13 protein-coding genes are annotated in these 13,257 nt (G+C 65.1%); 7 read left to right on the top strand and 6 right to left on the bottom strand.

Going from position 1 to position 13,257, the window contains the following annotated elements; genetic code table 11:
* Positions 1-100 precede the first annotated feature (100 nt).
* Complete coding sequence (locus B3M58_RS19200) at positions 101-1,669, top strand: SulP family inorganic anion transporter (protein ID WP_296221531.1); 1,569 nt, start codon at positions 101-103, stop codon at positions 1,667-1,669.
* Between the two features lie 111 nt (positions 1,670-1,780).
* Here B3M58_RS19200 and aroE read toward each other — a convergent pair whose 3' ends face one another.
* Together aroE and hemF are read right to left on the bottom strand one after the other, a co-directional pair.
* On the bottom strand, positions 1,781-2,599 hold the full coding sequence (gene aroE, locus B3M58_RS19195; RefSeq protein ID WP_296221701.1) for a shikimate dehydrogenase: 819 nt from the start codon (positions 2,597-2,599) through the stop codon (positions 1,781-1,783).
* A gap of 106 nt (positions 2,600-2,705) precedes the next feature.
* On the bottom strand, positions 2,706-3,623 hold the full coding sequence (hemF, locus tag B3M58_RS19190; protein ID WP_296221529.1) for an oxygen-dependent coproporphyrinogen oxidase: 918 nt from the start codon (positions 3,621-3,623) through the stop codon (positions 2,706-2,708).
* Between the two features lie 191 nt (positions 3,624-3,814).
* Here hemF and B3M58_RS19185 point away from each other — a divergent pair, with 191 nt between their 5' ends.
* The gene (locus B3M58_RS19185) at positions 3,815-4,792 is read left to right on the top strand and encodes an NADPH:quinone reductase (protein WP_296221527.1); all 978 of its coding nucleotides are present in this window, start codon (positions 3,815-3,817) and stop codon (positions 4,790-4,792) included.
* 163 nt (positions 4,793-4,955) lie between these two features.
* Here the strand turns inward: B3M58_RS19185 and B3M58_RS19180 are convergent, their stop codons facing one another.
* The 3 genes from B3M58_RS19180 to B3M58_RS19170 all read right to left on the bottom strand — a co-directional run bounded on the left by B3M58_RS19180 (position 4,956) and on the right by B3M58_RS19170 (position 7,781).
* A complete protein-coding gene (locus B3M58_RS19180) occupies positions 4,956-5,513 on the bottom strand; it encodes an L-threonylcarbamoyladenylate synthase (RefSeq protein ID WP_296221699.1) in 558 nt (185 codons plus the stop codon).
* A 43-nt stretch (positions 5,514-5,556) separates the two neighbouring features.
* Positions 5,557-6,666, bottom strand: coding sequence for a DNA-processing protein DprA (dprA, locus tag B3M58_RS19175; RefSeq protein WP_296221526.1), 1,110 nt, complete (start codon positions 6,664-6,666; stop codon positions 5,557-5,559).
* A gap of 89 nt (positions 6,667-6,755) precedes the next feature.
* A complete protein-coding gene (locus B3M58_RS19170; RefSeq protein WP_296221525.1) occupies positions 6,756-7,781 on the bottom strand; it encodes a LysM peptidoglycan-binding domain-containing protein in 1,026 nt (341 codons plus the stop codon).
* 152 nt (positions 7,782-7,933) lie between these two features.
* Between B3M58_RS19170 and def the strand changes: the two genes are divergently transcribed.
* The 5 genes from def to B3M58_RS19145 all read left to right on the top strand — a co-directional run bounded on the left by def (position 7,934) and on the right by B3M58_RS19145 (position 12,494).
* Positions 7,934-8,440, top strand: coding sequence for a peptide deformylase (gene def / locus B3M58_RS19165; RefSeq protein WP_296221524.1), 507 nt, complete (start codon positions 7,934-7,936; stop codon positions 8,438-8,440).
* A gap of 53 nt (positions 8,441-8,493) precedes the next feature.
* Complete coding sequence (gene fmt, locus B3M58_RS19160; protein ID WP_296221522.1) at positions 8,494-9,438, top strand: methionyl-tRNA formyltransferase; 945 nt, start codon at positions 8,494-8,496, stop codon at positions 9,436-9,438.
* Entirely contained in the window at positions 9,435-10,733 is a 1,299-nt protein-coding gene (gene rsmB / locus B3M58_RS19155) for a 16S rRNA (cytosine(967)-C(5))-methyltransferase RsmB (RefSeq protein WP_296221520.1), read from the top strand. Before fmt ends, rsmB begins: the two co-directional genes overlap by 4 nt.
* 61 nt (positions 10,734-10,794) lie before the next feature.
* Positions 10,795-12,168, top strand: coding sequence for a Trk system potassium transporter TrkA (gene trkA, locus B3M58_RS19150; protein WP_296221518.1), 1,374 nt, complete (start codon positions 10,795-10,797; stop codon positions 12,166-12,168).
* Positions 12,169-12,182: 14 nt separating this feature from the next.
* Positions 12,183-12,494 (top strand): tetratricopeptide repeat protein, encoded by a 312-nt coding sequence (locus B3M58_RS19145; RefSeq protein ID WP_296221517.1) that lies wholly within the window; start codon positions 12,183-12,185, stop codon positions 12,492-12,494.
* A 7-nt stretch (positions 12,495-12,501) separates the two neighbouring features.
* Here B3M58_RS19145 and B3M58_RS19140 read toward each other — a convergent pair whose 3' ends face one another.
* The gene (locus B3M58_RS19140) at positions 12,502-13,152 is read right to left on the bottom strand and encodes a 7-cyano-7-deazaguanine/7-aminomethyl-7-deazaguanine transporter (protein ID WP_296221516.1); all 651 of its coding nucleotides are present in this window, start codon (positions 13,150-13,152) and stop codon (positions 12,502-12,504) included.
* Between the last annotated feature and the right edge of the window lie 105 nt (positions 13,153-13,257).

Genomic DNA, 13,257 nt, shown 5'->3' with positions numbered 1-13,257 from the left:
TTCAAAGATTTTCGCGGATAAATCCACTCCCACAACAGCACGGCTTCTCCTGCAACACGTAACTGGGACATAGCCTTTATTTACCCCCCCGGATTGAGCAATGCCGCGACCCAACCGCCAGACCCTGCTGCCCTTCCTGCGCTGGCTGCCCAACACCAGCCGACGCAGCCTCGGCAACGACCTGCTGGTCGGCCTCAGCGGCGCCATCCTGGCCCTGCCGCAATCCATCGCCTATGCGTTGATCGCCGGGCTGCCGCCGGAATACGGCCTCTACGCGGCCATCGTGCCGGTGATCGTCGCCTGCCTGTGGGGTTCCTCCTGGCACCTGATCTGCGGGCCGACGGCGGCCATTTCCATCGTGTTGTTCACCAGCGTCAGCCAACTCGCCACGCCGGGCAGCGATGAGTTCATCGCGCGCATCCTGCTGCTGACCTTTCTCGCCGGGCTGTTCCAGTGGCTGCTCGGCCTGCTGCGTTTCGGTGCCCTGGTGAATTTCGTCTCGCACTCGGTGGTGCTCGGTTTCACCCTGGGAGCGGCCGTGGTCATCGCCCTCGGCCAGTTACCCAACCTGCTCGGCATCAGCCTGACGAGCCAGGCCACGGCTCTGGCCACCTTGCTGGATATCGGCCAGCACCTGGGGCAAACCGATTGGCGCGCCCTAGCCCTGGCCGCCTTCACCCTGGGCGTGAGCGTGGCGATCAAACGCCTGTGGCCGCGGGCGCCGGCACTGTTGCTGGGCATCGTGATCGGCAGCCTGGTGGTACTGGCCCTGCCGGCGCACACGGCGGACATCGCTCTGGTCAGCGCCTTCACCGGCAGTCTGCCGCCGTTTAGCCCACTGAGCTTCGAGCTGTCCAGCGTCCTGCAACTGCTGCCGGCGGCGGTGGCCTGCGGCATGCTCGGCCTGGTCACCAGCCTGTCGATCGCCCGCGCGCTGGCGAGCAAGTCGCAGCAGTTTCTCGACGCCAACCAGGAAGTCCGCGCCCAGGGCCTGTCGAATATGCTCGGGCCGTGGTTCTCCGGCTCGCTGTCGGCCGGCTCCTTCACCCGCTCGGCGCTGAACCTGCAAGCCGGCGCGCGCTCGCCGCTGGCCGGGGTGTTTTCCGCGCTGCTGGTGGCGCTGTTCGCGCTGTTCGGCGCCGAGTTGATCGCGCATATCCCGCTGCCGTGCATGGCCGCGAGCATCCTGCTGATCTGCTGGGGGTTGGTGGACATTCCCGGCCTGCGCGCGCTGTTCCGGGTCAGCCGCTCGGAGTTCCTGGTGATGCTGCTGACCCTGCTCGCCACCTTGCTGCTGGAGTTGCAGACGGCGATCTACGCCGGGGTGCTGGCCTCGCTGTTCTTCTACCTAAAGCGCACCTCGCAGCCGCGGGTGAAGTTCTGGCAAGAGGGCGAAGAGGAGCTGTTGCGGGTCGAGGGCTCGATCTTTTTCGGCGCCTGCCACTACCTGCAACAGATCATCCAGCGCAGCAACGGCGAGCGGGTGATCATCGACGCCCACCACGTCAACTTCATCGACTACGCCGGGGTGGAAATGCTCCACCAGGAAGCGCGCCGCCTGCTCGCGCAGAACCGCAGCCTGACCCTGCGCCGCGCACGGCCCCAGGTGATCGAGGAAATCCACAAGCTGGAAGGCCGCGAGCGCTGTCCGGTGCACTTCGAGGATTGAGCCGTATAGAGGCTTTGGTGGGAGGGGCTTCAGCCGCGACAGACAACCTCGCGGCTGAAGCCCCTCCCACAAGACGCTACACCTTACGGCTGAAGCTACCGGCGCAGAACGTCAGGCCAACTGGCGGCGCAGCTCGGCCAGCACCGGCGCGCTGTCCGGGCGCACGCCGCGCCACAGGAAGAACGCCTCGGCGGCCTGCTCGACCAGCATGCCCAAGCCATCCAGGGTACGCGCCGCGCCATGCTCGCTAGCCCAGCGGTTGAAGGCGGTCGGCTGCTTGCCGTACATCATGTCGTAGCACAGGGTATGGCCAGGGGCGATCAGGCTCGGCGCGATCGGCGGCAGCTCGCCGGCCAGGCTGGCCGAGGTGCCGTTGACGATCAGGTCGACCGACGCGTCGATCCAGTCGAAGCCGCTGGCCACCACCGGGCCCAGGTCGGCGAATTCGCGGGCCAGTTGCTCGGCCTTTGCCACCGTGCGGTTGGCAATCACCAGCGCCGCCGGCTGCTCGGCGAGCAGCGGCTCCAGCACGCCGCGTACCGCACCGCCAGCCCCGAGCAGGAGGATGCGTTTGCCCTTGAGCGCCACGCCGGCATTGACCGTCAGGTCGTGCACCAGACCGGCGCCGTCGGTGTTGTCGCCGAGCAGGCGGCCGTCATCCAGTTTCTTCAGGGTGTTCACCGCACCGGCGCGCTGGGCGCGGGCGGTGAGGCTGTCGGCCAACTGGTAAGCCTGTTCCTTGAACGGCACGGTGACGTTGCCGCCCTTGCCTTCGGCGAAGAACGCCCGAGCGAAACCACTGAAATCCTCCAGCGGCGCCAACAGCGCTTCGTAGCTCAGCTGCTCGCCGGTCTGCTGGGCAAACAGGCGATGGATCAGCGGCGATTTGCTGTGGCCGATGGGGTTGCCGAATACGCCGTAGCGGTCCATGAAAAGTCCTTTCATGTTGAAGATCACATGCCTCGGTTGGGTCGGGCCGCACATAAAAAGCGGCCTTGCTCGAATATCAACGTGGCGGCTAACCCGCCCGGCAAACTTATGCTTCGCCGGCGAGCCAATCGCGGTCGGTCAGAAAATATTCGGTTAGGCGCGCCTCTTCGCTGCCCGGCACGGCCTGCCAGTCGTAGCCCCAGCGCACGTGCGGCGGCAGCGACATGAGAATCGACTCGGTACGTCCGCCCGATTGCAGGCCGAACAGCGTGCCACGGTCGTAGACCAGGTTGAACTCCACATAACGGCCGCGGCGGAACGCCTGGAACTCGCGCTGCGCCTCGGTGTAGGCCAGCGCCTTGCGGCGCTGGACGATGGGCAGGTAGGCCGCCAGGTAGGCGTCGCCGATGGCGCGCACAAAGGCGAAGCTGGTGTCGAAGTCCCACTCATTCAGATCGTCGAAGAACAACCCGCCGATGCCGCGCGGTTCGTGGCGGTGCTTGATGTGGAAATAGCGGTCGCACCAGGCCTTGTAGCGCGGGTACACATCAGCGCCGAAGGGCGCGCAGGCGTCGTGCGCCACGCGGTGCCAGTGCACGCAGTCCTGTTCATTGGCGTAGTAGGGCGTCAGGTCGAAACCGCCGCCGAACCACCACACCGCCTCCTCGCCTTCTTTCTCGGCGATAAAGAAGCGCACGTTGGCGTGGGAGGTGGGAATGTGCGGGTTGTGCGGGTGGATCACCAACGATACGCCAAGCGCCTCGAAACCACGCCCGGCCAGCTCCGGGCGGTGGGCGCTGGCCGAGGGCGGCAGGCCGCTGCCGAACACGTGGGAGAAGTTCACCCCACCTTTTTCGATCAGCGCGCCGTTCTCCATTACCCGCGTGCGCCCGCCACCACCGGCCGGCCGCTGCCAGGCGTCCTCGATGAACTCGGCACTGCCGTCTTCGGCTTGCAGGGCGGAACAGATGCGGTCTTGCAGGTCGAGCAGGTAGGCTTTGACGGCCTCAGTACGGTCACTCACGGCGGCACCTTGAAAGCGGGTCAGGCCGGCAGGTGGTCGGGCACGCCGGCGAAATCGGCGGCCAGCATAGCATTTGCCAGGGGCACCTCGCAGTTGACGCCGGTCAAGCGGGACGATTGGATAGGTGCCTCGAGGCGCCCGAGATCGCATCATGGGCGGTTCAATCGATCCCTATTAGTCAGGAGCCTGATATGGCCAAGCGCATTCAATTCAGCAGCCACGGCGGCCCCGAAGTCCTTGAGTACCGCGACTATCAGCCCGCCGCGCCCGGCGCCCATGAAGTGCGCGTGCAGAATCAGGCGATCGGCCTGAACTTCATCGACACCTACTTTCGCAGCGGCCTGTACCCACCGCCGGCGCTGCCGTCGGGCCTGGGCACCGAAGGCGCGGGCATCGTCGAGGCGGTCGGCGCGGCGGTCAGCCAGTTCCAGGTCGGCGACCGCGTCGCCTACGCCACCGGACCGCTTGGCGCCTACAGCGAACTGCACGTGCTGCCGGCAAGCAAGCTGGTCAAGCTGCCGCAGGCGATCAGCTTCGAGCAGGCCGCGGCGGTGATGCTCAAAGGCCTCACCGTGCAGTACCTGCTGCGCCAGGTCTACGCACTACAGGGCGGCGAAACCATTCTGTTCCATGCCGCAGCCGGCGGCGTCGGCTCGTTCGCCTGTCAGTGGGCCAAGGCCCTCGGGGTGAAGCTGATCGGCACGGTCAGCTCGGCGGAAAAAGCCGCGCACGCCACGCAGCAGGGCGCCTGGGCGACCATCGATTACAGCCACGAAGACGTGGTGCAACGCGTGCTGCAACTGACCGACGGCAACAAATGCCCGGTGGTGTATGACGGCGTCGGCAAGGACACCTGGGACACTTCGCTGGACTGCGTCGCGCCGCGCGGTCTGCTGGTCAGCTTCGGCAATGCCTCCGGTGCGGTCACCGGGGTCAACCTGGGCATCCTCGCGCAGAAGGGCTCGCTGTTCGTCACCCGGCCGACCCTGGCAGGCTACGCCGATACGCCTGCACGACTGCAAAGCATGGCCGACGAGTTGTTCGCCATGCTCGCCAGCGGCCAGCTGAATGTCGACATCGGCAACCGCTATGCGCTCAAGGACGCCGCCGCCGCACAAACCGCCCTGAGCGCCCGGCAGACCACCGGCTCGACCATTCTGCTGCCGTAGACTAGGTTAGAGACGTACATCCAATGAGGCGTCTGAGCGTCGCGTAACCCACTATGGCCATCTGCGACGCCTGAATTGGTGGGTTACGCGGCGACCACATAGCGCATAACTATTAATTGCGTGGCAATGCGCCGCTAACCCACCCGACGCAAGCGGAACGCCATCAAGACGGTCGAATTACATCGCCGCTAATCAGGTCGCGAATCAGGCTGGGGTTCCGCCGCCCGCCCAAGGCGCCGCCGAGCACCTTGTCCAACTGCTGCGGGAAGTATTGCTCGACGCGCAAGCGCGAGCGCGCCGCCGGCCGCCCGGCCGGGTTGGCCGAGGTCGACACCAGCGGGCCGGTGAGGGCGCAGAGCGCGCGCACCAGCGGATGATCGCTGACGCGCAAGGCGACGCTGGCATGCTCGCCGGTGATCCATTCAGGTAATCGCTCCTGGTGCGGCACCAGCCAGGTATTCGGCCCCGGCCAGCTGCCGGCCAGGCGCTCCTGCCAGATCTCGGGAAGATCCTCGAGGAGGAAGTCGAACTGCTGGATGTCATCCGCTACCAGAATCAGGCCTTTGTGTATCGGCCGCTCCTTGAGCGCCAGCAGCCGCTCCACCGCCGTCTCGTTCCAGGGATCGCAGCCCAACCCCCATACCGCCTCGGTCGGGTAGGCGATCACACCACCTTGACGCACCACCCGCGCTGCCTGCTGAACCTGCCAACTGCTGACCATCCACTGCTCTCCGGTTAAACGGCTGTCGCGCAGTGTATCCAAGCTAGCCCGCGCGGCCCACCCAGCGCGCCCCTTCTTGAGCAACGCGACCGTCCAGTTCCAGCTCGGTGAGTGCCGCCAACACCTCGGGCAATGTCCAGCCGCTGGCCGCTGCCAAGGCTTCGCTGCTATGCGGTGCGGCATGCAGCAAATCCAACAGCGGGTGGGCGGCGTGGCCCTGTGCTGCCGGTGCGACCAGCGCCATGGGCTGCTGCCAACCGCGCAAGGCTTCAAGAATATGCTCGATGCTTTCCACCAGCGTGGCGCCGTCGCGGATCAACTGATGGCAACCGCGCGCGCCGGGGTGATGAATCGAGCCGGGAATCGCATACACCTCGCGGCCCTGCTCGGCGGCCAGCCGTGCGGTGATCAACGAACCACTGGACGGGCTGGCCTCGACCACCAGCACGCCCAGCGACAAACCGCTGATGATCCGGTTACGGCGCGGAAAATTGCTGGCCTGCGGCGGGCAATCCAGCGGCAACTCGGAGACCAACGCACCGCCACGCTCGACGATATCGGCGGCCAGTTGCTTGTGCCGCGCGGGGTACAGGCAGCGCAACCCCGTCCCCAGCACGGCGATGGTTTTACCGGCCACATCCAGCGCGCCTTGATGCGCCGCACCGTCGATGCCCAAGGCCAGGCCACTGGTAATCACAAACCCCCCGGCCGCCAGGCTGCGGGCAAAGCTGTGCGCAGTATCCAGCCCCGGACGCGAGGCACGCCGACTGCCGACCATGGCCAATTGCGGCAGCTCCAGCAGCGTCGGATCGCCAGCGACAAACAGCAAGGGCGGCGCGTCGTGCAACTCTGCCAGCAGCCCCGGGTACATGGGGTCGTCCCACATCAACAGGTGCTGTGTCTGCGTCTCCAGCCAGGCCAATGCCGCAGCCGCGCGCTCGCGCACCTCACTGCTGCGGCGGGGCTCGGCGCAGGCCGCCGGCAAGCCCAACGCCCGCCAGGCACTGGCTGGGGCGCTAAGCGCCGCCGATGCGCTGTCGAACGCGGTGAGCAATTTGCGAAAACGCCGCGGCCCCAGCTCCGGCAGGCTATGCAGGCGCAGACGGGCTTCGAGTTCGGCGGGGGAGATCGAATAGCGAGGACGTTGCGACATGCTGATCATCCTTGATCGGTCGCGCCGCAAAAGCGGCTGGAAGGGCTAAGCAGAAAGCACAAGCCCCGCATTCGCGGGGCTTGTGGGCATTACGGGTTACGCACCTTATCGCGGATCTCGAGTGAGCGAGAGGCACCGAGAACCAGACCGTAACTGAGCTTGTCGTAGGCACGGAACACCATCAACAGGCCGGCGCGCTCGTCAGGGATTTTCACGTTTTCGCCGGTGACTCGATCACGCACGATTTCACCGGTTTTATAAATCGCCAGTACGTTGCCCTCGGTCAGGCCGTCACGCGCGCCCTTGTTCAGGGTCACCACGTCGAACTGGCCGATCTGCGTCACGCCGCGCGGCACATCGAGAATCACCCCATTGATTTCGCTGTCTGGCTCGCTGGGCATGAAGGTCGAATTGATTGCCCGCTCTTCGGTGGGGAACAGGCGATCGCCAAGGCGCACTTCCTGGGTCGAGCGGGTCAGGCTCATGGTGCCGATGTCGCCTTCTTCGGCAACGATCTCGCCACTGCCAATGTCATCGGCATTGATCCCGAGAAACTCCTGGGTGTCCGGATCGACGTAGGTCTTACCCTGGCGGAAAATTCCGTATACCGGCGCGCTCTCGTCGAAGGCGCCGCGGGCGTAAACCCGGTCACCGGCACCGCTGACCACGCGCTCGGCGTTACCTGCGACGATATACGGCGCACCCTGGAACTGCTCCGGGGTATCGACGATGCGGTTGCTCAGCAGGAAGCTGTTGATCGCCTCCAGCGGAATGGTCGGAATGGCTTCGGCCATCGGTGTGCTGCGCACTTGCGGCGACAGTTTGATGGTGCCGCGCGACTCGCCACGGTTGAGCATCAAGCGCGGCTGACCGTCGACATAGACCAGGCTCAGCAGGTCGCCAGGGTAAATAAGGTGGGGGTTTTCCACTTGCGGGTTGGCGTGCCAGATTTCTGGCCACTTCCACGGCTGGCTGAGAAACTTACCGGAGATATCCCAGAGGGTATCGCCTTTGACCACGGTATAACGGTCTGGGTGACCGTCCTTGAGCTGCACTTCGGCCTGGGCCAAGCCGCCTGCGGCGAGCAGTAGCAGGGCGAGTAGTGATTTCCTCATGCGGTGAATCCCTTTATTATGTGTCTTCACGTGGAGCGCCCTAGCGCCGCGACTAAACCCAGTAGTACTGCGGCGTGAAGCCGTTTTTCAATGCTGCTCATCATCTTAGCAGCGGATTTTGACTTTATTCCACAAGTGCATCACAAACCCTTATGGCGATCTTAAACATCCTCGAATTTCCCGATCCGCGCCTGCGCACCATCGCTAAACCGGTGGACGTGGTCGATGACGCCTTGCGTCAGCTGATCGATGACATGTTCGAAACTATGTATGAAGCACCGGGCATTGGTTTGGCCGCGACCCAGGTCAATGTGCACAAACGGGTGGTGGTGATGGACTTGTCGGAAGACAAGAGCGAGCCACGGGTGTTTATCAACCCCGAGTTCGAGCCACTGACCGAGGACATGGATCAGTACCAGGAAGGCTGTCTGTCGGTGCCGGGCTTCTACGAAAACGTCGACCGCCCGCAGAAGGTCAAGATCAAGGCCCTGGACCGCGACGGTCAGGCCTATGAGCTGATCGCCGAAGGCCTGTTGGCGGTGTGCATCCAGCATGAATGCGACCACCTCAACGGCAAGCTGTTCGTCGATTACCTGTCTACGCTCAAACGCGACCGCATCAAGAAGAAGCTGGAAAAGCAACACCGCCAGCAGGCTTGAGCCACACCTTTCAAAGGCTTGCTACGGCAAGCCTTTTTCTTTAGCGAGCCCCCATGACTGAAGCACTGCGTATCGTGTTTGCCGGCACCCCGGAATTCGCCGCCGAACACCTCAAGGCCCTGCTCGACACCCCACACCAGATCATTGCCGTCTACAGCCAGCCGGATCGCCCGGCCGGCCGCGGGCAGAAACTCAGCCCCAGCCCGGTCAAGCAGCTCGCCTTGCAGCACGACATCCCGGTGTACCAGCCGCAAACCCTGCGCGATTCCGCCGCCCAAGCCGAGCTCAAGAGCCTGGATGCGGACCTGATGGTGGTGGTGGCCTACGGCCTGATCCTGCCGCAGGTGGTGCTGGATACCCCGCGCCTGGGTTGCATCAACAGTCACGCCTCCTTGCTGCCACGCTGGCGCGGCGCCGCACCGATCCAGCGCGCGGTCGAAGCCGGCGATGCCGAGTCGGGCGTGACGGTGATGCAGATGGAAGCCGGCCTGGACACCGGACCGATGCTGCTGAAAGTCAGCACGCCGATCAGTGCCGAAGATACTGGCGGCAGCCTGCATGATCGCCTGGCCACGCTCGGCCCGCAGGCGGTGATCGCTGCCATCGGCGGCCTGGCCGCCGGCACGCTCAAGGGCGAGGTGCAGGACGACAGCCTGGCCACCTACGCGCACAAACTGAACAAGGATGAAGCACGCCTGGACTGGAGCCGCCCGGCCAGCGAGCTGGAACGCCTGGTGCGCGCCTTCAATCCCTGGCCGATCTGCCATAGCACGCTGGGTGGCGAAGCACTCAAGGTACATGCTGCTGAACTGGGCGAAGGGCAGGGCAAGCCCGGCAGCCTCCTCGCCGCCGATAAATCCGGGCTGACCGTGGCCTGTGGCGAAGGCGCGCTGCGTCTGACCCGCCTGCAACTGCCCGGCGGCAAAGCCCTGGCCTTCAGTGATCTGTACAACAGCCGCCGCGAGCAGTTCGCCCCAGGCCTGGTACTCGGTCAATGAACCCACGTCTCGCCGCCGCCCGCGCCCTGGCCGTGGTGCTCAATGGCAAGGCCTCGCTGGGCAGCAGCCTGCCGCCGCTGCTGGATAAGGTCGACGCCCGTGACCGTGGCCTGGCTCAGGACCTGGCCTTCGGCACCGCGCGCTGGCAACCGCGCCTGGCCCTGCTGGCGGACAAGCTGCTGCAAAAACCGCTCGCCGACCGCGATATCGAAGCCCTGCTGCTGGTTGGCCTGTACCAGCTGTTCTACACGCGCATTCCCGCGCATGCGGCAATCAGTGAAACCGTCGGTTGCGCCGACAAGCTGAAGAAATCCTCGGCCAAGGGCCTGCTCAACGCCGTGCTGCGCAATGCCCAGCGTGACGGCGACAGCATTATTGCCAGCCTCGACCGCGACCCGGTGCTGCACAGCGCCCACCCGCGCTGGTTGCAGAAAGCCCTGAAAGCGCACTGGCCGGAGCATTGGCAGGCCATCTGCGCCGCCAATAACGCTCACCCACCGCTGATTCTGCGGGTCAACCGCCGCCTCGGCAGCCGCGACGCCTACCTGGGCGAACTGCGCAGCGCCGGTTTTGAAGCAGAACCCTGCACCTTCAGCCGCGATGGCATTCGCCTGCTGCAGGCCTGCGATGTCACCAGCCTGCCGGGCTTTGCCGAAGGCCGGCTCAGTGTGCAGGACGAAGCCGCGCAACTGGCCGCCGAGCTGCTCGAACTGGCCCCCGGCCAGCGCGTGCTGGACGCCTGCTGCGCACCGGGCGGCAAGACCTGCCACCTGCTCGAAGTCGAGCCAGCCGTGGCCGGCGTGGTCGCGGTGGACCTGGAAGAGAAGCGCCTGGTGCGCGTGCGCGAAAACCTCAAGCGGCTGAACCTCGACGCCGAGCTGATCGCCGCCGACGCCCGCGCGCTCGCGCAGTGGTGGGACGGCCAGACGTTCCAGCGCATCCTCCTCGACGCGCCGTGCTCGGCCACCGGGGTGATTCGTCGCCATCCAGACATCAAGCTGACGCGCCAACCCGAGGACATCGTCGCGCTGGCGCAGTTGCAGGGCGAGCTGCTCGATGCGCTGTGGCAGACCCTGGAAGTCGGCGGCATCCTGCTGTATGCCACCTGCTCGACCCTGCCCACGGAAAACACCGAGGTGATCGCAGCCTTCCTGGCCCGCACCGCGGACGCCCGTGAGCTGACGATTGCGGGCCCCTTCGGCCTGGCCCAGCCGCATGGCCGCCAATTGCTCGCGCAAGAGCACGGTCATGATGGCTTTTACTATGCCAAGCTGAGCAAAATCGCCGCGTGTTAACGACACTCGCCGGCTGGCGTCGTCAGGCGCGCTGAAGCCCACCCCTACCAGGAGCAATTACGTGAAGATCATCATCCTCGGTGCCGGCCAGGTGGGCGGCACGCTGGCGGAACACCTGGCCAGCGAGGCCAACGACATCACCGTGGTCGACACCGATGGCGACCGCCTGCGCGACCTCGGCGACCGCTTGGATATCCGCACCGTGCAGGGCCGCGGCTCGTTCCCCACGGTGCTGCGCCAGGCCGGCGCCGACGATGCCGACATGCTCATCGCGGTGACCAACAGCGACGAGATCAATATGATCGCCTGTCAGGTCGCCTACACCCTGTTCCACACCCCGACCAAAATCGCCCGGGTGCGCGAGCCGGCCTACCTGACCCGCGCGGGCCTGTTCGACAACGAAGCGATCCCGGTCGATGTGCTGATCAGCCCAGAGCAGGTGGTGACCAACTACATCAAGCGCCTGATCGAATACCCCGGCGCCTTGCAGGTGATCGACTTCGCCGAGGGCAAGGCTCAGCTGGTGGCGGTCAAGGCTTACTACGGCGGCCCGCTGGTCGGCCAGCAACTGCGCCAGCTGCGCGAACACATGCCGAATGTCGACACCCGCGTGGCGGCGATCTTCCGCCGCAACCGGCCGATCATCCCGCAGGGCGACACGCTGATCGAGGCCGACGACGAAGTGTTCTTCATCGCCGCCAAGGCGAATATTCGCGCGGTGATGAGCGAGATGCGGCGCATGGAAGACAGCTACAAGAAAGTGGTGATCGCCGGCGGCGGGCATATCGGCGAGCGCCTCGCCGAAGCCATCGAGAGCCGCTACCAGGTGAAGATCATCGAGATGAGCCCGGCACGTTGCCGCTACCTCTCGGAAAACCTGGAAAGCACCATCGTGTTGCAGGGCAGCGCCTCGGATCGCGACCTGCTGGTGGAAGAGAACATCAACGACGCCGATATCTTCCTCGCGCTGACCAACGACGACGAGGCCAACATCATGTCGTCCTTGCTGGCCAAACGCCTCGGCGCGCGCAAGGTGATGACCATCATCAACAACCCGGCCTACGTCGATCTGGTGCAGGGCGGCGAGATCGACATCGCCATCAGCCCGCAGCTGGCGACCATCGGCACCCTGCTGACCCACGTGCGCCGCGGCGATATCGTCAGCGTGCACTCGCTGCGCCGCGGTGCCGCCGAAGCCATCGAAGCCATCGCCCACGGCGACGCCAAGTCGAGCAAGGTGGTCGGCCGCGCCATCGAAGACATCGCCTTGCCGCCGGGCACCACCATCGGCGCGATCATCCGCGACGAAGAAGTGCTGATCGCCCACGACGACACGGTGATCGCTTCCGGTGACCATGTGATCCTGTTTCTGGTCGACAAGAAATACATCCGCGATGCCGAGCGCCTGTTCCAGGTCGGCCTGACGTTTTTCTAAACAGCGAGGCCGCGATGCTCGAATCCTTGGAAAACATGCTCGCCAAGGGCGTCGACAATGCCCTGTTGCGCTTTGGCCTGGGCAAGGGCTACCTGGATGCGGGCGAGTTCGCCCGCGCCGCCGAACACCTGCAACGCTGCGTGGGTTTCGACCCGAACTACTCGGCGGCGTGGAAACTGCTCGGCAAGGCGCGGCAGGCCAGCGGCGACCTGGCAGCCGCACGCCAGGCCTGGGAGCAGGGCTTACAAGCCGCCCGCGGGCATGGCGACAAACAGGCGGAAAAGGAAATGACGGTGTTTCTGCGCAAGCTCGACAAGCACGCCTGACGCCGCGTCAGGACAGCGCGGGGCGCCGCGACAGCGCACGGGCAATGGCGCTGAGCAGCACGCCGTAGAGCGGCACGAAGAGCATCAGGCTGACCGCCAGCTTGACCGCGTAATCGACACTGGCGATCTCCACCCAGTGCTCGGCCATAAACGGGTCGCTGCTCTGCCAGAAGGCAATCGAGAAGAACGCAAAGGTATCCAGCAGGTTGCCCAAGACGGTCGACGCCGCCGGGGCAATCCACCACTGGCGCAGTTGGCGCAGGCGGTCGAACACCTGGATATCCAGCAACTGCCCCAACACGTAGGCCAGGAAGCTGGCCAAGGCGATACGCAAGACAAAGCCGTTGAACTCGGCCAATGCGGCAAAACCGGCGAAGCGCGCCTCGTAGAACAGCACCGACACCACATAGGACGCCAGCAGCGCCGGCAACATGACCCGTGCGATGACCTGCCGCGCGGGCGTCTTGCCCAGCAGGCGGACGGTCAGATCGGTGGCCAGAAAGATGAACGGGAAGCTGAACGCACCCCAGGTGGTCTGCCAACCGAACAGGGTCATGGGCAGCTGCACCAGGTAGTTGCTGGCGATGATGATGAGGATGTGGAACGCGATCAGGCTGGCCAGGGCCGAGCGCCGGATCGAAGACGTGATTGGTGGCATGGCATGTCCTTTTTGAGTGGGATGGGGTTAGGGAACCCATTGCTGCGCCCGAGCAGATTCACGGCGCGCGGCATTCTAACGATTTCTTGACCGACGAGGTAGGTT

The sequence above is a fragment of the Pseudomonas sp. UBA2684 genome (assembly GCA_002354655.1).
In the GTDB taxonomy this organism is placed as follows: domain Bacteria; phylum Pseudomonadota; class Gammaproteobacteria; order Pseudomonadales; family Pseudomonadaceae; genus Aquipseudomonas.
This window is presented reverse-complemented; position numbering and strand designations above follow the sequence as displayed.